At 53.3% G+C, this 21425-nt stretch carries 18 protein-coding genes; 7 read left to right on the top strand and 11 right to left on the bottom strand.

The genetic code is table 11. The features are described 5' to 3' along the window. Window positions 1–61 precede the first annotated feature (61 nt). Window positions 62–1489, bottom strand: a complete 1428-nt coding sequence (locus MN202_RS05190) for a sugar porter family MFS transporter (RefSeq protein ID WP_335735030.1) — start codon at window positions 1487–1489, stop codon at window positions 62–64. Window positions 1490–1680: 191 nt separating this feature from the next. On the opposite strand from MN202_RS05190, the gene MN202_RS05185 reads away from it, so the two are divergent. Genes MN202_RS05185 through MN202_RS05165 form a run of 5 tightly spaced genes read left to right on the top strand, consistent with a single transcriptional unit; the run spans window position 1681 to window position 10618 of the window. Further along, window positions 1681–2988 (top strand): family 8 glycosyl hydrolase, encoded by a 1308-nt coding sequence (locus tag MN202_RS05185; RefSeq protein WP_335735029.1) that lies wholly within the window; start codon window positions 1681–1683, stop codon window positions 2986–2988. Window positions 2989–3015: 27 nt separating this feature from the next. Beyond that, window positions 3016–4524, top strand: a complete 1509-nt coding sequence (locus MN202_RS05180; RefSeq protein WP_335735028.1) for an MFS transporter — start codon at window positions 3016–3018, stop codon at window positions 4522–4524. Between the two features lie 3 nt (window positions 4525–4527). Continuing rightward, window positions 4528–5532: a glycoside hydrolase family 43 protein gene (locus MN202_RS05175; protein ID WP_335735027.1), complete on the top strand. Its 1005-nt coding sequence runs from the start codon at window positions 4528–4530 to the stop codon at window positions 5530–5532. A gap of 11 nt (window positions 5533–5543) precedes the next feature. Further along, complete coding sequence (locus tag MN202_RS05170) at window positions 5544–8045, top strand: glycoside hydrolase family 3 N-terminal domain-containing protein (protein ID WP_335735026.1); 2502 nt, start codon at window positions 5544–5546, stop codon at window positions 8043–8045. Further along, on the top strand, window positions 8024–10618 hold the full coding sequence (locus MN202_RS05165) for a glycoside hydrolase family 3 protein (protein ID WP_335735025.1): 2595 nt from the start codon (window positions 8024–8026) through the stop codon (window positions 10616–10618). Before MN202_RS05170 ends, MN202_RS05165 begins: the two co-directional genes overlap by 22 nt. Before the next feature lie 243 nt (window positions 10619–10861). Here MN202_RS05165 and manD read toward each other — a convergent pair whose 3' ends face one another. Continuing rightward, window positions 10862–12070, bottom strand: coding sequence for a D-mannonate dehydratase ManD (manD, locus tag MN202_RS05160; protein ID WP_335735024.1), 1209 nt, complete (start codon window positions 12068–12070; stop codon window positions 10862–10864). A 174-nt stretch (window positions 12071–12244) separates the two neighbouring features. Here manD and MN202_RS05155 point away from each other — a divergent pair, with 174 nt between their 5' ends. After that, a complete protein-coding gene (locus MN202_RS05155; protein WP_335735023.1) occupies window positions 12245–14143 on the top strand; it encodes a sialate O-acetylesterase in 1899 nt (632 codons plus the stop codon). 82 nt (window positions 14144–14225) lie between these two features. On the opposite strand, the gene MN202_RS05150 is transcribed toward MN202_RS05155, so the two are convergent. After that, on the bottom strand, window positions 14226–14570 hold the full coding sequence (locus MN202_RS05150) for a 5-carboxymethyl-2-hydroxymuconate Delta-isomerase (protein ID WP_335735022.1): 345 nt from the start codon (window positions 14568–14570) through the stop codon (window positions 14226–14228). A gap of 115 nt (window positions 14571–14685) precedes the next feature. Between MN202_RS05150 and MN202_RS05145 the strand changes: the two genes are divergently transcribed. Further along, window positions 14686–14946: a type II toxin-antitoxin system RelB/DinJ family antitoxin gene (locus MN202_RS05145; RefSeq protein ID WP_335735021.1), complete on the top strand. Its 261-nt coding sequence runs from the start codon at window positions 14686–14688 to the stop codon at window positions 14944–14946. 51 nt (window positions 14947–14997) lie between these two features. Here the strand turns inward: MN202_RS05145 and MN202_RS05140 are convergent, their stop codons facing one another. The 8 genes from MN202_RS05140 to MN202_RS05105 all read right to left on the bottom strand — a co-directional run bounded on the left by MN202_RS05140 (window position 14998) and on the right by MN202_RS05105 (window position 21419). Continuing rightward, window positions 14998–15408 carry a 3'-5' exonuclease family protein gene (locus tag MN202_RS05140; protein WP_335735020.1) on the bottom strand — a complete coding sequence of 137 codons (411 nt, stop codon included), beginning with the start codon at window positions 15406–15408 and terminating at the stop codon, window positions 14998–15000. A gap of 155 nt (window positions 15409–15563) precedes the next feature. Next, the gene (locus MN202_RS05135) at window positions 15564–16190 is read right to left on the bottom strand and encodes a hypothetical protein (protein ID WP_335735019.1); all 627 of its coding nucleotides are present in this window, start codon (window positions 16188–16190) and stop codon (window positions 15564–15566) included. A 207-nt stretch (window positions 16191–16397) separates the two neighbouring features. After that, window positions 16398–16634, bottom strand: coding sequence for a Tsi2 family anti-toxin (locus tag MN202_RS05130; protein WP_335735018.1), 237 nt, complete (start codon window positions 16632–16634; stop codon window positions 16398–16400). Next, window positions 16627–17103 (bottom strand): Tse2 family ADP-ribosyltransferase toxin, encoded by a 477-nt coding sequence (locus MN202_RS05125; RefSeq protein ID WP_335735017.1) that lies wholly within the window; start codon window positions 17101–17103, stop codon window positions 16627–16629. The genes MN202_RS05130 and MN202_RS05125 overlap by 8 nt, the downstream gene beginning before the upstream one ends. 290 nt (window positions 17104–17393) lie before the next feature. Further along, window positions 17394–18104, bottom strand: coding sequence for a DUF6445 family protein (locus tag MN202_RS05120; RefSeq protein ID WP_335735016.1), 711 nt, complete (start codon window positions 18102–18104; stop codon window positions 17394–17396). A 5-nt stretch (window positions 18105–18109) separates the two neighbouring features. Next, window positions 18110–19612, bottom strand: a complete 1503-nt coding sequence (locus tag MN202_RS05115; RefSeq protein WP_335735015.1) for a tryptophan halogenase family protein — start codon at window positions 19610–19612, stop codon at window positions 18110–18112. A gap of 15 nt (window positions 19613–19627) precedes the next feature. Beyond that, entirely contained in the window at window positions 19628–20662 is a 1035-nt protein-coding gene (locus MN202_RS05110) for a cupin-like domain-containing protein (protein WP_335735014.1), read from the bottom strand. A 10-nt stretch (window positions 20663–20672) separates the two neighbouring features. After that, window positions 20673–21419 carry a SapC family protein gene (locus tag MN202_RS05105; protein WP_335735013.1) on the bottom strand — a complete coding sequence of 249 codons (747 nt, stop codon included), beginning with the start codon at window positions 21417–21419 and terminating at the stop codon, window positions 20673–20675. Window positions 21420–21425: the final 6 nt, after the last annotated feature.

Genomic DNA, 21425 nt, shown 5'->3' with positions numbered 1-21425 from the left:
CGTTTGCTGCCGCTGCTATTACGGAATTTGCCATCACATTTGTTATTCAGGCCACGGCGCCTTAGCCTGGCATATCTTCCAGCTCGGTGCCCTTGGTTTCATGCACCATTTTGGCGACAAAGAATATTGAGCAGAATGCGCCCAGGGTATATAAACCGTACGCGCCGGCTAAACCTATGCCGCTTAGCAATAGCGGAAAGGTCATGGTGATGAGGAAGTTACTGCTCCACTGCGCCAGACCGCTTACCGCCAGGCCGGAGCCGCGAATTTGATTCGGGAACATCTCGCCCAGCATTACCCACATTACCGGGCCCCAGGACATATTAAAAAAGAACACATAGGCATTGGCACTGATAAGCGCCACTATGCCCCAGTCGCCCAGCAGCAGGCGGCCGCTGGCATCCTGTTCGGCATTGGCAAAGGCCAGTACCATCAGGCCGAGCGTAACGGCCATGCCAACCGAGCCCCATTTTAGCAGCGGTTTGCGGCCAATCTTATCGATTACCATAAGCGTAATAACACAGGCGGCAATGCTCAGTGCGCCGCTTATCACGTTAATCAGCAAGGCGTCCGATTCGGAAAAGCCCACCGCCTGCCACAATACGGCACCGTAATAAAACACCACATTAATACCCACCAGTTGCTGGAAGGTCGCCAGGCCGATACCCACCCAGACAATACGGCGCAATTTGCCGCTTGGCTGGTCGATTAAATCGCCAAGCTTAGGTTGGTGCTTACCCTCCAGCGATTGCTGGATCTCGCTTAACTTACGTGTCGCGGCAACGTCGCCATATAGCCGGCTTAATACCGTTTTCGCTAACGCTGTTTTGCCTTTTAGTACTAAAAAACGCGGGCTTTCCGGAATAAACAGCAGCATCAGCAAAAACAGCAGTGCCGGTAACAGCTCCATCCAGAACATCCAGCGCCAGGCAGCAAATTCCAGCCACAGTACGGCAGTAGAAGCGCCGGCGAATTTAGCCAGCAGGTAGTTGCTGATAAAGGCCATAAACAGGCCAAAGATGATGGCAATTTGCTGCACTGTGGTTAGCATGCCGCGATAGCGCGCCGGTGCCACTTCGGAGATATAAGCCGGCGCCATCACCGACGCCGCCCCCACGGCTAAACCGCCAAGAATACGGTAAAACACAAACTCCAATGAGCTGTCGGCAATGCCCGAGCCCCAGGCGCTGATAACAAAAAACACTGCCGCTACCTGCAGTAAGGTGCGCCGGCCTCTGATGTCGGCCAGCCGGCCGGCAAAAAAGGCACCGACAGCACAGCCGAGTAACATGCTGGCGACATTAAAACCGGTGCCGGCACTTTGTGAATTAAACGCCTGCTGCAGGCCATCAACGGTGCCGTTAATTACGCCGCTGTCGTAGCCAAACAAAAAACCACCCAGGGTGGCAACTATGGTAATAAATAAAATAAAGCCGCGGTTATCGGCTTGCGCCGCAGTAAGCGCTGCGGTATCTGAGTTAGGCTGCAAAATAGTGACTCCTGTTATTGTAGTTATCTGTAAGCAGCATAAAGTTTAATCAGCTGCTGTACAGTCTGCTTGCTAAAAAACATAAATCTTTCAGTACATTTCGTTAGTTCGCCAGGCGTACTGTCGTTGTATGGTAAGGTCAGATTAACAGCTGCAATTGAAGACTATAAATGAGTGTAAGCCGCAGATTAATGACGTTTTTACCTGCTTTGATACTGCTGCTGGGAGCTAGCCTGGCTGGTGGCTGCCTTGCTGGTGATAGTACGGCAGCGCCTGATAACAGCCTGGCTAAACCTGCCGCTATCACAGGGCAGTACCCTAATTTGTTTGCTGCGCAGGGCATTAGCGAACAGGCGGTGCAGGACAAAATTGCCCGGGCCTTTAACCAGCTGTTTTACGGCGACCCGGCCAGCGAAGCGGTGTACTTTGCTGCCGGTGCAAATGCTGCTGGCGCTAAAGCTTATATTCTTGATGTAAACAATAACGATGTGCGCTCTGAGGGCATGTCATACGGCATGATGATCGCCGTGCAGCTAAATAAACAGGCCGAATTTAATGCGCTGTGGAACTGGGCGAAAAGCCATATGTACCATAGCGACCCGGCGCACCCGGCCTATGGTTATTTTGCCTGGTCGGTAGCTACCGACGGCGTAGCACTGGATGAAATGCCGGCGCCGGATGGCGAAATTTACTTTGCTACCGCGCTGTACTTTGCTGCAGCACGCTGGGGCGAAGGCGAGGGTATTTACCAGTACAAGGCACAGGCTGACCAGCTGTTAACTCATATGCGCCACCGTGAAGTGATCAGTGGTACCACTAAGCGCGGCAGCCAAAGCGGCACTAATTTGTTTCATCCAGACTACGCCATGGTGCGCTTTACGCCGGATTTATCCAACGCTGAGCATACCGATGCGTCTTATCACTTACCGGCGTTTTACGAGGTCTGGGCCAGAGTCGGACCACAGGCTGACCGCAGTTTCTGGCAAAAAGCAGCACAGGTTAGCCGCGACTATTTTAGCAAAGCGGCGCACGCTAAAACCGGCCTGACGCCGGATTATGGCAATTTTGATGGCAGCCCCTGGGCCGCGTCCTGGCGGCCAGAGTCGGCTGATTTTCGTTTTGATGCCTGGCGCACGGCGATGAACTGGTCATTTGACTGGAGCTGGTGGCGCGTCGATGCCAGGGCGGTTGAGCTTAGCGACCGGCTGCAGACGTTTTTTGCCAGCGAAGGATTTAACCACTATGGCGGCCAATATAGCCTGGCGGGTAAAAAACTGGACCCGCAACAGACTGTCGGTATCGTGGCTATGAATGCGGTGGCCAGCTTAGCCGCTTCGCAGCCGCGCTCGGCTGAGTTTGTTCAGGCGCTGTGGCAGCAAGCGGTACCCAGCGGTCGCTATCGTTATTATGATGGCATGTTATATCTGCTGGGCATGCTACATGTCAGTGGTCAGTTTCAGGCCTGGCTGCCCGTGCAGCAAACTGATAAAACAGAATAAAAAACAATAATTAACAGGCAGACAACGATGCAAATAGCTAGCAGTGCCACAGTAAAGCCCGACACGGCAGAAAAACTCAGCGTGACAGAAAAAATCGGTTACAGCCTGGGCGATTTGGCGGCGAATCTTATTTTTCAGACGCTGATGACCTTTCTGGCGTTTTTTTACACCGATGTCTACCAGATCCCGCCCGGTGCTGCAGCCGGCATTATCTTTACCGGTGGTATTATCGGCGCCTGTTTTAACCCGGTAATGGGCATTATTGCCGACCGCACGCAAAGCCGCTGGGGCAAGTTCCGGCCGTGGATTTTATGGACAGCGGTACCCTTTGGCGTTATTGCTTTGCTGGCTTTTAGCACGCCGGACTTCAGTGCCCAGGGCAAAATTATCTATGCTTTTATTACCTATGTCCTGCTGGTGCTGGTGTATTCGGCCAATAACCTGCCGTACTCAGCATTAAGCGGTGTACTTACCGGCAGTATGGCCGATCGCAACAGCCTGTCGGCGTACCGTTTTGTCGCGGTGATGATAGCGCAGTTTATTATTCAGGCCTTGCTACTGCCGCTGGTGTTAATCCTCGGTGATGGCGACAAAGCCGCCGGTTTTGAAAATACCATGCTGCTGTTTGCCATCACCGGCATAGTGTTTTTTCTGATCACCTTTATGACCACTAAAGAGCGGGTACAGTCACCGCAGTTGCAAAAATCCAGCATCCGGCAGGATTTAACCGATTTAGCCGGCAACAAGCCCTGGGCCATTATGCTGCTGCTGACGGTGCTGGTGTTTATTACGCTGGCGCTTAAAGGCGGCATGTATATCTTTTACTTTGAGCATTACCTCAGTGAGCAACATGTTGCGCAATTTTTGCAGGATATTGGTTTTAATGGCTTTATCGCCGGCCTGAATAGCCTGTTAACCAGCATGGGCTTAAATGAATTTCTCTGGCCGAAAGATGCGGCAACCTCGGGCTTTAGTTTGTTTAATGCCGGCGGCATTATCTGCATGATTATCGGTATTGGCTTTTCCAAGCCGCTGGCCGACCGCTTTGGCAAGCGCGATGTGTTTGCCGTGGCGCTGTTTATTTCGACCTTGTTTATTTTGCTGTTTTATTTGTTGCCGGCCGACGCCATTGGCCTGGTGTTTTTAGCGCAAATTCTGCACGGCCTGTTTTATGGCATCACCATACCGCTGCTATGGGCGATGATTGCCGACGTGGCCGATTATTCCGAGTGGAAAAACCACCGCCGCGCCACGGCCATTATTTTCTCGGCGATGATATTCGGCCTGAAGCTGGGGCTTAGCATCGGCGGTGCTCTGGTAGCCGGCATCCTGGCACATTACGGTTACGACGCCCTGCTGGCGCAACAAAGCGCCGACACCATTAACGGTATTAAATTGTCGGTCAGTTTATTTGCGGCGCTGCCGTTTTTGCTTGGTGTGGCCTGCATGCTGATATACGAAATTAATAAACATAAAGAAACGCAGATAGAGCGCGAATTAACAGAGCGCCGGGCTGCTGTGGCACAAGGGGACTAAACCATGTCTGATGTTGATTATACCGCGTTAAAAGCCCGCGCCCTGTCGCAGCCGCTGGTCGAACATATTTATACCGCCGATCCGTCGGCGCATGTGTTTGATGGCCGCATCTATATTTACCCGTCGCACGATATCGAGGCCGGTATTGCCTTTAACGATAACGGTGATCACTTCGCCATGCAGGACTATCATGTGCTGTCGCTGGACGGCCCGGATGCCAAAGCGATTGACCACGGCGTGGCGCTGCATATCGATGATGTACCCTGGGCGCAGCGGCAAATGTGGGCGCCGGATGCGGCGAAAAAAGCCGATACGTATTATTTTTACTTTCCGGCAAAAAACGCCGCCGGTCGCTTTCAGCTGGGTGTGGCAACCGGTAACAGCCCAACCGGGCCTTTTCAGGCGCAGCCAGAGCCGATGCACGGCAGTTACTCGATAGATCCGGCGGTGTTTGCCGATGATGACGGCAGTTATTACCTGTATTTTGGCGGTATCTGGGGCGGCCAGTTACAACAGTACCGCGACAACCGGTATGCGGCGCACTACGGCGAACCGGCTGCCACTGAGCCGGCGCTCGGGCCCAGGGTGGCCAGATTAAGCGACGATATGCTGCAGTTTGCCGAAGCGCCGCGCGAAATTGTTATTCTGGACGAGCAGGGCAACCCCTTGCTGGCCGGTGATAACGAGCGGCGCTTTTTTGAAGCCTCCTGGCTGCACAAGTACAACGGTAAATACTACTTTTCTTACTCTACCGGTGATACGCATTTTATTTGTTATGCCAGCGGCGACAGCCCCTATGGCCCCTTTACTTACCGGGGCCGCATATTGGAGCCGGTAGTCGGCTGGACCACCCACCACTCAATCTGCGAGTTTGCAGGCAAATGGTATCTGTTTTATCACGACTCGGTGTTATCTGAAGGCGTAACGCATTTGCGCTCGGTGAAAATGACCGAACTGCAGCATACTGCCGACGGCCGGATCCAAACCTTAACGCCGTACCGCGATTAACCGGAGGCATGATGCGTAAGTTACCGCTTGTTTTGTCGCTGTGTCTGCTGCCACTGTCTGCGGCTACAACGTTAGCGGCTCAACCGTTGCCATACCAGGATGCCAGCCTGAGTACAGCGCAGCGGGTAGAGGATTTACTCTCAAGAATGACGCTGGCCGAAAAAGCCGCCCAGTTGCAAACGGTGTGGCAGCAAAGACGCACATTAGAAGATCAGCAGCTGCGCTTTGTAGTTGACGCCGCCGCTAAACTGATACCGCACGGTATTGGCCATATTGGCCGGCCCAGCGAGTTTAAAACACCTAAGCAAACGGCGGAATTTAACAATGCGCTGCAGCGCTGGTTAAAGCAGCATACCCGGCTGGGCATACCGGCGCTGATGCACGAAGAGGCCTTGCACGGTTATGCTGCTTTTGATGCCAGCAGCCTGCCGCAGGTAATAGCGCTGGCCAGCAGCTGGTCACCACAGATTATGTATGATGTCTATGCGCTGGCGGCGCAGGAAATGCGCGCTACCGGCGCGCACTGGGCGTTAACACCAATACTGGATATTGCCCGCGACCCGCGCTGGGGCCGGATTGAAGAAACCATGGGCGAAGATCCGTATCTGATGTCGGCGCTGGGCGTGGCAGCCGTTAAAGGCTTTCAGGGCGACACGGGCAAAGACGGTGCCTTTGCAAGCGACAAAGTGGTGGCGACGTTAAAGCATCTTACCGGCCATGGCCAGCCGCAAGCCGGGGTTAACATCGCACCGGCGCAAATCGGCCCGCGTGAGCTGCATGAAGTGTTTTTGCCACCGTTTGAAGCGGCAGTAAAACTGGCACATGCCGGCAGCATTATGGCGTCATATAACGAAATTGACGGCATACCATCACATATTAACCAGCCGTTGCTGCAGGGCGTAGTGCGCGACAGCTGGGGCTTTAACGGCGTGATTGTCAGTGACTATTTTGCCATTAAAGAGCTGAACAGCCGCCATCAGCTATACAGCAGCGACGCTGAGGCCGCCAAAGCTGCGCTGCTGGCCGGTGTGGATATGGAAACGCCGGATCCGGACACCTTTTTGCAGTTAACCCAGCTGGTGCAAAGCGGTGCGCTGGACGAAGCCGTACTGGATCGTGCAGTACGGCGCGTGCTGGCGCTGAAGTTTCGCCTGGGGTTATTCGAAAACCCCTATGTCGATGCGGCTTTGGCCGATGCAAAAGTGGGCGCTGCTGCCAGCCGCCGCTTTGCCCGCGACGTGGCAGAAAAGTCGATGGTACTGCTGAAAAATAACGGCATCTTGCCGCTAAATGCAGGTAAAATCGGTAAATTGGCGGTAATAGGCCCACATGCCGATGAAACTCTGCTCGGCGGTTACAGCAGTATTCCACGTCAGACCGTTAGTATTTATCAGGGCTTAAAACAAAAACTGCAGGGCAAGGCCGAAGTGCAGTTTGCCCGTGGCACTGTGCTAACCAAAGCCCTGACCCCGGCTGAACAACAAGCGGAAGTTTTTGCCACGGCGGATATCCGTCAGCGCAGCCAGGCGGCCGGTACTTTTTCTATGCAGCGCTGGAACCATGATGCTATAGCGCTGGCCGATGAGCAAGACCGCAAAGGCTTGCTGGATGAAGCGGTAGCACTGGCAAAAAGCGCCGATGCGGTGGTGCTGGTACTGGGCGAAAACGAAGGGCTGTCGCGCGAAGCCTGGGCCGAAACGCATTTGGGCGACCGCACCAGCCTGCAGTTAGTGGGTAATCAGCTGCAACTGGCTAAAGCAATACTGGCAACCGGTAAACCTGTGGTGCTGCTGTTGCAAAACGGCCGGCCATTGGCGTTGGGCGAGCTGGCTGACAGCATGCCGGCCATTATCGAAGCCTGGTATCTGGGCCAGGAAACCGGCACTGCGGTGGCGAATTTACTGTTTGGTGATGCCAATCCATCGGGTAAATTGCCGCTAACCTTCCCGCGCAGTGCCAGCCATATCCCGGCTTATTACAACCACAAAGCTTCTGCCAAACGCGGCTATCTGTTTGACGATATCAGCCCGTTGTATCCGTTTGGCCATGGCTTAAGTTACACCAGTTTCAGCTACAGCGATTTGCAAATTGACGCCAGCCAGGCCCGCGCCAATGGCGAGGTGCAGATCAGCCTGACGCTGCAAAACAGCGGCCCACGCGCCGGCACTGAAGTGGTGCAGCTGTATATCAAAGATCCGGTTGCCAGCGTCACCCGGCCGGTTCAGCAGTTAAAAGGCTTTGCCCGGGTTGCGCTAAAACCTGGTGAACAGGCCACAGTCAGTTTTAGCTTGCCGGTTAACTTACTGGCGTTTTATGACCAGCAAATGCGCTGGGTAGTGGAGCCTGGCGAAATCAGCGTGCAGCTTGGCAGTTCCTCTGCAGATATCCGCTTGCAGGGCAGTTTCAATATTGGCGCTGAGCTGACCGAGGTCAGTAACAACAAAGCCTATCTTAGCCGGGTCTGTGTGGCTAAAGCGAAGCAGGAGACACTATGCGACAACTTAACAGACTAACGCGCAGTACGCGGCAAGGTTCGGTTTATTTTCCGCTGCTGGCACTGGCAGCAAGCTGCCTGCTAACCGGTTGTGGCCGGCAGGCAACGGAGGCTAATCAGGTGGCAACAGAGCAATCTTCGCAAACTGCCGTTATCCGGCCGCAAAACTGGCCACAGCAGGCGCCGCCGATAGCGCGCAGCGCTGAGATTGAACAGCAAATCAGCGCGTTGTTGGCGCAAATGAGCGCCGAGCAGAAGGTCGGCCAGATTATTCAGGCCGATATAGCCTCGGTAACACCACAGCAGGTACGCGATTACTACCTTGGTTCAGTGCTGAACGGCGGTAATTCAGCACCGGGGCGGGACAACCGTGTTGGCGCAGCCGCCTGGCTGGAGCTGGCTGATGCCTTCTGGCAGGCCAGCACCGACACCAGCGACGGCCGGCCTTATATCCCGGTGTTCTGGGGTACCGATGCGGTGCACGGCCACAGTAATGTTAAAGGCGCGACGATATTTCCGCACAATATCGGCCTTGGCGCTATGCACGAGCCGGAATTGCTGCAGGCAATTGGCCGTGTTACGGCCATTGAAATGCAGGTAACCGGGCTGGACTGGACTTTTGCGCCTACCATAGCGGTAGCGCGCGACGACCGCTGGGGCCGCACGTACGAGTCGTACAGCGAACACCCGGAGCTGGTTGCCAGCTATGCGCCTTATATTTTGCAAGGCATTCAGGGTAAACCCGGCGCGGATGATTTTTTACGTGGTGAGCATATGCTGGCCACGGTTAAACACTTTTTGGGTGATGGCGGCACCATTGGCGGTAAAGATCAGGGCGACAATATCAGCACTGAAGCCCAGTTACGTGATATTCACGCCTTGCCGTATTACAGCGCCGTGAACGCTGGTGCCCGGGTGGTAATGGCGTCATACAACAGCTGGCATGGCAGCAAAATGCATGGCTTTGCGCCGATGTTAACCGATGTGTTGGTTGGCCGGATGGGCTTTGACGGCTTTGTGGTCGGCGACTGGAACGGTCACGGCCAGGTGGCCGGTTGTACGCCAACCGATTGTGCCGCGTCGTTGCTGGCCGGCTTAGACATGTTTATGGCGCCGGACAGCTGGCAAACGCTGTATGCCAATACGCTGGCGCAGGTAAATGATGGCCGTATCAGCATGGCGCGGCTGGACGAAGCGGTAAGCCGCGTGCTGCGCATTAAAGCTGAGATGGGGCTGTTTGAGCAGGTGAAGCCGTCAGCACGGCCACTGGCCGGTCGTTATGAATTGCTGGGCAATGCAGAGCACCGCGCGCTGGCGCGTGAAGCGGCGCGTAAGTCTTTTGTACTGCTTAAAAATAATCAACAGCTGCTGCCACTTAAACCCACCGGACGGGTGCTGGTAGCCGGTGATGGCGCTGACAATATCGGCAAACAAAGCGGTGGCTGGACGCTAAGCTGGCAGGGCTCGGGTAACAGCAACAGTGATTTCCCCAATGGCGAGTCAATTTACGGCGGCATTAAACAGGCGGTCGAGGCCGGTGGTGGCAGTGTCGAGCTAAGTGAAAACGGCCGTTTCAGCGCTAAGCCGGATGTGGCGATAGTAGTATTTGGTGAAGAGCCTTACGCCGAATTTATCGGTGATCGCAGCCATTTAGCCTTTGATGATAACCGTGGCTTGCAAATATTAACCGCGTTAAAGGCGCAGGGTATCCCGACGGTGAGCGTGTTTTTGTCCGGCCGGCCGCTGTGGGTTAACCCTGAGCTGAATCAGTCAGATGCTTTTGTTACTGCCTTTTTACCAGGCTCCGAGGGCGGCGCTGTGGCCGATATCTTGTTTCGCGCCGCTGATGGCAGTGTGCGGCATGATTTTCACGGCAAGCTGTCATTTTCCTGGCCGGATAATGCCACCGGCGAGCCACTGAATATTGGCGATACCAACTACAAGCCGCTGTTTGCCTACGGCTATGGCCTGAATTACCGCGATAACAGCACGCTGGCAACACTGCATGAAAACGCCGGTATCAGTGCGGCAGAGATGCTAAATACCAGCCGTTATCTGTACGCTGGTAAAGCGGTAACGCCCTGGCAGTTGCAACTGCTGGACGAGGGCAAGATTACCGTGGTCACGGATGCGATGCATAGCTCGGCCAATGGTGCGCTGACGGCACAGGCGACTGACCGTTTGCAACAGGAAGATTCGGTAACGCTAAGCTTTATCAAGCCGGGCACAGTAGCGTTGGCACTGGCCGATGGCGCTGTATTGGATTTAGCCCGCCAGGCTAACGGCGATATGGCGCTGGAGCTGGAATATCAGGTGGTGGCGCTTGGCGATAACAGCAAAGTAAGCCTGGGTATGCAGTGCGGCGACAACTGCGCCAGTATGCTGGATATCAGCAGCAAGCTGCAGGCAATGCAGGGTAAAGGCTGGCACAGTATTAAAATTGCGCTGCGCTGCTTTAGTGAGGCCGACAGCAACTTTGCTATCAGCCGGGTAACCCATCCAATGTTGCTGCAAGGCAGCGCCGGTGTGGTAGTGCAGCTGGCCAATGTGCGGCTGGCGCAGAATGAAGGCAATGCTACCTGCGGAAACTGATATGCGTGGTGTGGTGTGCGGCAGAAACAGCTTCACCCACACCAACACGCCGTGAACCCATCCCTGGGGGCTCGATTATAAGCTTCATCCATGAAGCTTATCCTTGCGGACCAGCAGAGCTGTTCAAATTCGCTCCCGGCGAATTTGTCAGCATCCTGGCCTGCAACGGTTGGTTTAGGGTAAAGCTGTTCCTGCTATTTGCAGTCCGGTGTTACCAATCGAGCACTTTACCAGTTAAGCTTTTTACCAGTTGAATAAGGTGCCATCTTCCAGCCGGTTTACTGGTAGGTAAGCGCGCTGATACGGGTATTTTGCCGCTAGCTTTTCGTCAATATCCACGCCATGGCCCGGGCTTTCGCCGCAGTGCAAAAAGCCCTGGTTAAAATGGTAGTCATGCGGGAATATCGCATCGGTTGCATCGGTGTGGCGCATATATTCCTGAATACCAAAGTTTGGCACCCAAGTATCAAAATGCAGCGCCGCGCCCATCGTCACCGGCGATAAATCGGTAGCACCGTGAAAGCCGGTTTTAACATGGTACAGCTCGGCCAGCGCAGCAATGCGCCGCAAGTGCGTAATGCCGCCACCGTGCACCAGCGTAGTGCGGATATAATCTATCAGCTGCTCACTGATCAATTGCTGACAATCATGAATGGACGAGAACACCTCACCCACAGCCAGCGGCGTAGTGGTGTGCTGTCGAATAAGCCGGAAGCCTTGCTGTAGCTCGGCCGGTACCGCATCTTCCAGCCAAAACAGCTTGTAAGGCTCCAGCGCTTTGCCCAGTCGCGCCGCTTCTATTGGCGTTAAACGGTGGTGCACGTCATGTAGCAGGTGCAGTTCATCACCAAATTGCCGGCGCAGCTCGGCAAACAATTTCGGCGTATGGTTCAGGTACTTGCTGCTTGACCACAGGTTTTCTGTTGGCAGGTCGGCATCGGCCGGTTCATAAAATAAGGTGTCTTTTGACACGCCATAGGTCGAGGCTAAACCCGGCACGCCGGACTGGGCGCGGATGGGCTGATAGCCCAGCTCGCGGTATTTCGCCACGGCCTCAACCGTCTGGTCGATGTCGTTACCGTTGGCATGGCCATACACCAGCACTTTATCGCGGCTGCGCCCGCCGAGTAACTGGTACAACGGCATGCCGGCGGCCTTGGCTTTAATATCCCACAGCGCCATATCCACCGCTGCCAGCGCCGTCATATTCACCGGACCACGACGCCAGTACACCCCACGGTAAAAATACTGCCAGATATCCTCAATCTGGCTGGCATCGCGGCCAAGCAGGCAGGGCAGCATATGGTCATTCAGCATGCTGACCACCGCCAGTTCACGGCCATTTAGCGTGGCATCGCCAATGCCGTACAAGCCCTGATCGGTTTCGATTTTCAGTGTGACAAAGTTACGGCCGGGGCTGCAGATAATCACCCGCGCGGCAATGATTTTCATCGTGGTTACCCTGTTAACTAAAAGCTCAGGCTAGCATGGCGTTATGGCAGGGCAATTAAGAAAGCCCACGGCGGTTTTACGTTTTTTGCTAAGCGCTTAGCCATTCTTGCGCAAGGGCTTGGCGTGATAAAACAACATGCTAGGCTGGGGCGATACTATTGCCGGAGCCAACCGATGCAAAAACTACTGCCGTTCGTCGCCTTGCTGTGCAGCCTGAGTGCACAGGCCGATATTCGCCTGCCAAAACTGATTAGCGATAATATGGTGCTGCAGCGTGACAGCAGCATTAACTTATGGGGCTATGCCACGGCTGGCGAGCAGATCATCGTGCAGTTAAATGACGCTGTGCTGGGGCAAACGCGCGCAGAAAACGGCCAGTGGCAATTTACCCTGCCAGCACAACAGGCCGGCTGTGGCCAGCAGCTGCGCTTTACCGGCAGCAATCAAATCACGTTGAGCAACATTTGCTTTGGCGATGTCTGGCTGGCGTCGGGCCAGTCAAATATGGAGCTGCCAATGGCAAGGGTAGCAGAGGCCTATCCGCAGGATTTAAGTAGCGCTAATTATCCGCAGATCCGCCAGTTTACCGTACCGCAGCAGTATAACTTTGACGCGCCACAGCAAGATTTAAGCGGTGGCCAATGGCTGCCGGCGACTACTGCGCATATTGCCGGTTTTTCGGCACTGGCGTTTTATTTTGCCCGCGAGCTGTATCAGCATAATGGCGTGCCAATCGGCATGTTAAATAATGCGCTCGGCGGTTCGCCGGTGGAAGCCTGGCTCAGCGAAGAAGCATTGCAGGCGTTTCCGGATGCACTGGCGCAAGGGCTGCGCTTTCGCGATAAGCAACTAATTGCTGACATTACCGCTGCCGATCAGGCAAAAAACGCGCAGTGGTACGGCGATTTAGCCAGCCGCGATGCCGGCCTGAACAGCGATAAACCTTGGTATGCACCAAAGCTGGATCACAGCGACTGGCAAAGCTTCAGCGTGCCGGGCTTTTTGCCGCAGCCTTTTACCGGGGTGTGGTGGCTGCGTAAAACGGTGCAGTTGAGCGCAGTGCAGGCCGCGGCGGCCGATACCCTGCGGCTGGGTTCAATTGTCGATGCCGACGAGGTGTATATCAACGGCGTTAAGGTTGGTAATACCACCTATCAGTATCCGCCACGGCGTTATGCGCTGCCAAACGGGCTGCTTAAAGCCGGTGTTAACCTGATAGCAGTGCGCATTATTGCCACGAATAGCAAAACCGGCCTGATGCCGGATAAACCGTACTGGTTAGGCACGGATAAACAGCATATAGCGCTGAGCGGCCAGTGGCAGATGCGCCAGGGTGCCACGGCCGAAATATTACCGGCTGATACCTTTATCCGCTGGCAGCCATTGGGTTTATATAACGGCCTAACTGCGCCACTGAGCAAGCTGCCGATAAAGGGTGTGATCTGGTATCAGGGCGAGTCGAATGTCGGCCGTGAAGTGCAGTATCAACAGCGTTTTCGCGCCTTAATCCGCGACTGGCGGGAGAAATGGCAGCAGCCACAGCTACCGTTTTTATATGTACAACTGGCCAATTATCTGCAGAAAAGTCCACATCCTACCGACAGCGGCTGGGCGGCGCTACGCGAAGCCCAGCGACTTGTGCAGGACGAGCCCAACACCGCCATGGTGGTGGCGATAGACGTAGGCGAGTGGAATGATATTCACCCGGTGGATAAAAAAACCTTAGGCCAGCGCCTGGCATTGGCCGCACGCGCGGTTGCGCTGGGCGAGAAAGTGCAGTATCAGGGGCCGCAGCTGCTGTCGGTACAAGCGCAGGGCGATAAACTCTTGCTCAGCTTTGATCAGCCACTGGTACTAAAACCCGGCCAAAGCTTTGACATCGCCGGCAGCGACGGCAAGTATCGCTGGGCGCAGCTAAAGCTACAGGGTAAACAATTAGTGCTGTCGCATGCTGATATTAAAGCGCCGCAGCAAGTACGCTACGCCTGGGCTGATAACCCGGATGCAGTGTTGTATAACAGTGCAGGCTTACCGGCATCGCCTTTTACTGCTCAGATTGCCGAGCCAAAGTAAGTGGCTTAACCCGGCCATTGCCCCAGGTTGCAAATTTACTTATCGGGGTTTCCATAAGCCCCGATTTATTCAGCTGTATTGCTCAAAGCATATTCCTATTGCAGTAAGTGGCTTTTTCAAACTCACTGACATTCATCGCAATATTTGGCACATGAGGAAACATAGCCACTAACTTCTCAACAACCGCTTGTGACAACTTCGCCCGCTGCTCAGTGCTGCGACCTTGCATGATGCTGGAGAAAACGTGGATGAAAAGCTCACGCTTTCCGCCAACCAGATACTTACTGTAAGGATTAACCCGGACTTTAATATCACCGATATCAAACAAATCAGAGGCAACAGCAACCAAATGAATTTGCTCTGCAATATATTCCTCAGGGTGGCTTTCCAGCACCTCAACCGAGCAGTCGACGATAAAATGCGGCATTGTTTTTCCTCTATGTGTTGAATTGCTATCGCCCCGCGCGCGAACTTGTGAGCGTAGCAGCGGCGAAAGGCCGCGAATGACCGTTTGTTATCTGATAGTCTAACCATGTGCTACAATGTCTGACATTGCAACACACTTTGGGGTAATTATCATGAAAAGTGAAATGCTTAGCACACGCATCGATCATGACACAAAAGTCGCATTTACCAACATTTGTGATGATGTCGGTCTAAGCCCGTCTCAGGCGCTGAAGCTATTTGCGCGCGCTGTTATCAATCATGGTGGTATACCGTTTGAAATTAAAGCGCGCCAACCGAATGAAACCACTGTAGCTGCAATGCAAGAACTGGCAGCAGGTAAAGGCCAGCAAGAATAATATTGACCATCCTCTCAGTGGAAACTGGCTCGGCTTTAGAGATTGCCCCGTTTATTTAAAGCGACCCAACTTCTTCCAGTATCGCCACAGCATAAGCGTCATGTAGACGTCCTTTTGGTTCGAGCCTTCATAAGTGTCCGGGAACACCCTTGACTGATCGTAGTATTTATTAAACGTGCTCTCTAAGCTTGACCCAATAATTCCAGGCCAGCACAACTCGCGCATGTCAGTGTGTATGCCAGCTATTAGGAATTCTCTTCCTCTAAGCATTATTGATAGGTTATTTAGCTTGCCAATGTCATACCTGTTCCCGTTGTACGTAACTACCTCATCTGCTTGCTCTAACCTCTCAAGAGCACGAATTCGCTTTTCGTCAAAATACGGAATGTATTTTCCACCATTGGCATTCTGAATGCCGATGATGGTTTCGCCATAATCGACGACGAGAATTCTCTCAGCCATATCTATGCAACATACACTGGTTGTAAGACTGTTTCACGCAACACGCTCTGCCCTACATTGAGGCTCCTCGGGTAATTAGGGGGTAATTTTGATCTGACCAAATTTATTATTTTATTTCAGTGAGTTGAGTCGAGATAGTCCTGTCTGCTCGCTTGTTATACATTGGCTGAAACGTAAACACCGTAAACTATATCCGTTCTAGTCAACTCCTGCTCTCCTTCTACAAATACTAGATGATCCCGGCAAAAACTGCTGACGCTTAGTAAATGTTCATTTGCAGCACGGATTTGTGGAATATCTAAGAAAGCTAAGTATTTTGGGCATGACTCAGGGTTTATTGACGCTTTACGCTTTCCCTTTAATAGTCCTACAACATCTTTCTCTATACCATGTCGCTGTGCGGAACCATAGACAGAGCCATTGTTAATAGGGATATTGCACTTCACTTCACCCACAAAAGTTACCGGGTAACCAAGCCAAACATCATATCCATTTGAATTTGGTTTGGCCTCCAAAACCATTCTGTGCAACTCAGATCTTGCTGCTTTATCAAGCACGTAGTGGTCTGCAAGCCAATCAGCAAAAGAAAGAGTGACCTTTAGGGTAAGAATATTATTAATATCTGACAAAGCTGATTTGAGACCAATAAATCCTTCAGCAGTTAAAGACGAATAATAATCCTGACTTGGCAAATCGAAGCGCTCAACTAAAAATGAATTGAATCGATAACGCAAAAATTCCTCTCGGTTATATTCCAACTCCACCCCCATGCGGTTCTGCATCCGCGAGTCTACACATAATCAAACACGGGTTAACTGGTGTTTGTAAATGTACAGAACACTACACCGCTTGTTTAAAACTTACAATAACTTATAGGTACAGCTGATATTTGTGCTGGCGACAAATCTGGGGCAAACGGGCCATCAGTTTTCCTCTTTGAATACCTGATAAAACTAGCCCGATGTCTCTGTCCCCGCTGCTCGATCTGTTTAACCGGCTTTCTGCTGTACCAACTTCTCGTACGCAGGGAAATTGCTCCCCGCTTGCCGACGACTTTCATATGCCTGTTTAAGTTCTTCTGCTGCATTATCCAACGACAACAGCAATTGCTGAATTTCGTCTTTATCCCTGACGGTTTCAGAACTCAACAGACCTTCAAAATACTCAATTTGTTTGGCCACCGCCTGGATACTTACCATTAGGGTAGCAAGACTAAGTTCAACCATTTCCCAGCTTCCTTCTTTGCGCTTCTGCATTTCGGGCTAATTGATCCAGCAAAGCGATAAATTGTGATTTTGGCATAGTGTAATTTGGGCTTATAGAATAATGTGTGGCATTAAAACGTCTGTTATAACTGTCTTTGGTAATGATTAATCCAGATGGAATCTGTGTACCTTCCGGTATCTCAAAGTAAGTCCAGTTGCCTGCCCCGAACGCGCCAGGTTTGTCGAATAACGATGTACCTTTGCCAAGTTGCGATACAACCAGTTCGTTACCGCGTTTATCTTTAGTCACTTCTACATCTGGCGCTCGCAATACGCCTGCGCGAACTTCGCGCTCCTCAAAATCAGGATACAGCGGATTGTTTGCTTTAGTTGAGTTGTGGAGAGCCCGCCAAAGGTAAAGATGCAATTGTCCAACATAAATGCGCTCAAGCTCACCACGCGATATTAGTAGTTTTTCAATCGTGTTCATAGAGTAGTCCTTTATATTGCAGGTTCAATGTTTGGTTCGTGCCGGATGGCCTGAAACTGGACTGCAAAATCAGATTCGCCATAGCTCAAAATATTAACCTATAAAACGTTAAGTTAACAATGAGTAAAGGGCTAGCTTTATCAGACGTAAAAAAGTAGGTAATTTATAAAGATGCTTTTACTGTTAACGACAAGGCTTTGTAGCACTTCTGTAAGAGGTGCAATAACTTATCGGTACAGCTGATTACCAGCAAATACGGGCTAATCCGTCTGACAAGGCATAGGCAGTGTTTAGCCAGGCTCTGGCTGTAGGTCTATAAAGCTGCTAATGGTTAATCGGCCCTGTGCCGGATCGGCTGAAAGGTTTGCGTTGGGCGGGATTACGCCGCTGTGCAGGGCGTGGCGGCGGTAAATTATCAGCCGGTTAAATACGCCTTCGGCTTCTGCTATCTGGCTAAATAACGGTGTATCGCCGTGAATATAACCGGCATCGCGGCCGGGTATGTTTGGGCCGTCGTTTTCGCCTTCCAGCGCGGCAAAATAGGCTGGCGCGCGGCTGTTGTCGATAGTTTCAAAACCGGTCTGGCGGTGGCGGTAAAAGGCAGTGCCGCCCTGATTGCCGTGAAACAGGTAATGTACAGCCGCCAGTGCGTGTTGTTCGGTAGTGTCAAAATGCGGAATGCGTTGCAGCAGTTTTAACTGAGACGGTGGCGTGGTAACCAGTGAGTAATGGCAAACCGAAAAACTCAGGGCGCCGGCGGGCAGGGCGAATACCTCGCGCAATAGCGGCGTCAGGCTTTGCAGCAGCACGTGCTGATACGACAGCGGCGCTGGCGCACGCACGCCGGGATAATACGGCGAATTGGCAACAAAACGCTGCTGGCCGGCATTGGCCAGTAACTGCTCAGCCTCGGCGATAAAGTTATCGATTATCAGCAGTGGCGATTGCTCGTTGCCGGGGCGTAAGCAGTGGATCTGCATAGCGGGGTTAGCAGCGAGCATAGCGGTTAGTCCGTATTGGCGGCACAGTACTGGCGGATAAAGTCGCTATGCTGCGGCAAACGTGCCACGGCATGGCTGATGGTGTCGCGAATTTGCTGCAGGTGCGCCTTTAGTTGCTGCGGTGGCAGGCTGGCGACCAGCTGATGATAACTGTTGGGTTGTAAACGCTGACCCAGCATGACGTGAGTCCAGGACTCGAGGCGGAACATTTCGTCGCCGGTTTGAAAAGCATGCGCGCTGGCCTTAAATAACTCGATGCGGTGCGCCAGTGAATCGGGAATAGACATAGTGCGGCAGTAGTTCCAGAACTCACTGTCGCTGCGTTCGGTTTGATGATAATGCAGAATAATAAAGTCGCGGATCTTCTCCAGTTCGCTGATCGACTGCTGGTTGTATTCATCAATCAGCGGCTGCTCGACGCCGTTAAACGGAAATAACCGCAACAGCCGGATCACGCCATTCATAAACAGGTAAATACTGGTCGATTCCAGCGGTTCAATAAAGCCGCTGGCTAAGCCCAGCGCGACACAGTTTTTTAGCCAGAACTGCTTGCGCCGGCCGGTTTGGTAACTGAGGATGCGCGGTTCGAACAGTGGCGCGCCTTCCAGGTTGCTCAGCAGCCGGTCACAGGCGGCAGCGTCAGACAGATAATCGCTGGCATACACCAGGCCATTACCCACCCGGTGCTGCAGCGGAATGCGCCATTGCCAGCCGCTGTCATGTGCGATGGCGCGGGTATAAGGCGGCAGGCTGGCGCCCGCTGCGGTTTGTACCACGGCGGCTTTATTGCACGGCAGCCAGTGGTCCCAGCGCTCAAAGCCGCTGTGCAGCGTTTGTTCGATCAGCAGGGCGCGAAAGCCGGTACAGTCGATAAATAAGTCGCCGCTAACTTCTTCACCGCTTTCCAGCACTAAGGCGCGGATATCGCCGTTACTGTGTTGCTGCACCCGGCTGATTTTACCTTCTATACGCTGCGCCCCCTGGGCTTCGCTAAAGCGGCGTAAAAAGCGGGCATAGCGGCTGGCGTCCAAATGGTAGGCGTAGCTAATCATTGAATTAGTGCTTTTGCCAAACTTGCCGGCCAATGCGGCCTGTAACTCGTAGCAGTAATCGCCCAGCGGCGCGGTAACGCCAAGCGCCTTGCCATGCAGGTAATAATGCTGAAAATCGGCCAGAAAACTGCCCTTGCCGGTGGTGCCAAACGGGTGCAGGTATTTATCGCCAAGCTGGCCCCAGTTTTCAAACGAAATGCCGAGCTTAAAGGTGGCATCGGTTTCGCGCATAAATTCCTGCTCGTCGATGCCCAGCAGATTATGAAACAGCTGCACCGGCGGTATCGTCGATTCGCCGACGCCGACAGTGCCGATGTCTTCCGACTCGACCAGCACGACCTGCACCAGACCCTGTAAGCGTTTGGACAACGCCGCCGCCGCAACCCAGCCAGCGGTACCGCCGCCGGCTATCACCACTTTTTTTACCACAGGGCGTTGTTCAGCTTCAGTATGCACAGCAGTGTCCTTATGTTAGCGGTTTAACCGGCTTAGCAGCATGGCTCTGAGCTGGCGGGCTTGCAGTTCGTCCAGCTCGCCCAGTACACCGTGCGCTGGCGGTGGCAGGTGCGCTGCGGCTTGCTTTGGGTCATCAAATACATAGTAATTTAACAGTGCCTGCCAGGCTTTGCGCTCATGCGCCGGTTTGTCGCGCAGGCACAGCAGGGCATGATACAGCAGGTTCATACCCGAGCCGGTGTAGCGCGGTGCTGTGCTCCACCAGTAATTAATCAGCACATTGAAGCTGCTTTGTGCCTCCACCTGATGCCACCACATGCTGGGTAAATATAACGCATCGCCCGGCTCCAGTTCGGCAATATAGCCGGCCTCAACAGCACGCGGAAAATTGGGAAAACGCTGTAAGTCCGGGTTGGCAAAATCGACCATGCTGATCACCTGGCCGCCAGGCGTTGGTTGCAGCGGCCCCGGATACAAATTGCTGACTTGCTCCGGCGGAAACAGCGTAAAGCGACGCTTACCGGCGACACAGCAGGCCAGGTTTTCTGACGCATCATAATGGCAGGCCGCCACAGAGCGGTTACCCAGCCAGATGCTGACCCGGTCGGGCTCGGTGGCATAAGCCGGTTCTGGCTTTGGTCGCTGCAATGGCAATTGGCCGGGCAGGGTGGGAAAATGGCTTTGCAGCAAATTAGAGGCAATATACACGGACGGCGGTTCGGCGCTATGCTGCCAGGCCAGCATATCCTGCAGTACCTGATCAATCTGGCCGTTGCTGATGCTAAAGTTCAGCGCGGTGGCGCTGTCATTATAAAAGTAGCGGCCGTTCATTCCCGGCTCACCACGGTATACCTGGGTTGCTGCGCCGTTGTAGTGGCATAGCAGATAATCGGCCAGCGGCGCCGCGCCCTGCTGCCCTAAGCGCACTATCGGCCAGTGGCTGAGCAGGCTTTTTAATAGCAGCGGTTCAGTGCTGTTAAGCAGCTGCGCCGGTACCACACCCGGTTGGCAGTTATCGACAATACGGCAGTGGCGGCTAACCTGTAGCATAGGTCTGGCCCTATGCCGGTTGGGCTGCAGCGCGCAGCAGCTGATTTTTACGCTCGATTAAACTGCTGATATGGCGAAGTGAGCTTTGCATGGCAAAGGCCAGTTGCAAAAAACCAGCCTGGTGTAGCTGTTCCAGCTCCGGCGCGCGCAGTGCGGCCAATACGTCGCTATTAATGCAGTAATAACCGCTTAAACGGTGTTTTTCGCCATTATGCAGGCTGTATTCGATATTAACCGGCTGTAACAGGTTTAACTGAGTAAAGGCGTTAAACAGCGGGCCTGACACTGCCATGCCGCGCTGAATGCGTTGCAGAGTGTCGGCAATATGTTGCAAATAAGGGCTGTTGCCGCCCTGTGGCAGAAACAATTGCTGGCCGTATTGCTGGTTGACTTTAGGGTGGGCCAAATCGATATGTACCACGGCTTCGGGCTCGGTTTGCCCCTCTTGCTGCTGAAAGCCGATACGAAACGGGCCTTTTTCAATCAGCGCCGGTATATAGCGGCCATCCCAACCATTGGCCAGCTGTGGCTTGAGGTACAGATTTTCGTCTGCTGCCAGCCCCAATAAGGCGACAGCCTGAAAACTGTCGTCCTGTTGCTTATGCTGCACCAGGATCGGATATTCGTGTTGCAGAGCACTGAATTCGCTGGCAAACACCGGTACGCTGCAAAGGTTGTCGCCATATTCGGCGGCAAAGCGGTGTAATACCCGGGTGTGCTGGTGGTCGATATTATTTAACAGTAGGTGCTGGCTCATGTCTGC

Origin of the sequence: Rheinheimera muenzenbergensis (genome assembly GCF_036984005.1) — a bacterium.
In the GTDB taxonomy this organism is placed as follows: Bacteria; Pseudomonadota; Gammaproteobacteria; order Enterobacterales; family Alteromonadaceae; genus Alishewanella; species Alishewanella muenzenbergensis.
The sequence above is the reverse complement of the archived record's forward strand: the minus strand, read 5'-3'. Positions and strand labels throughout refer to the sequence as shown.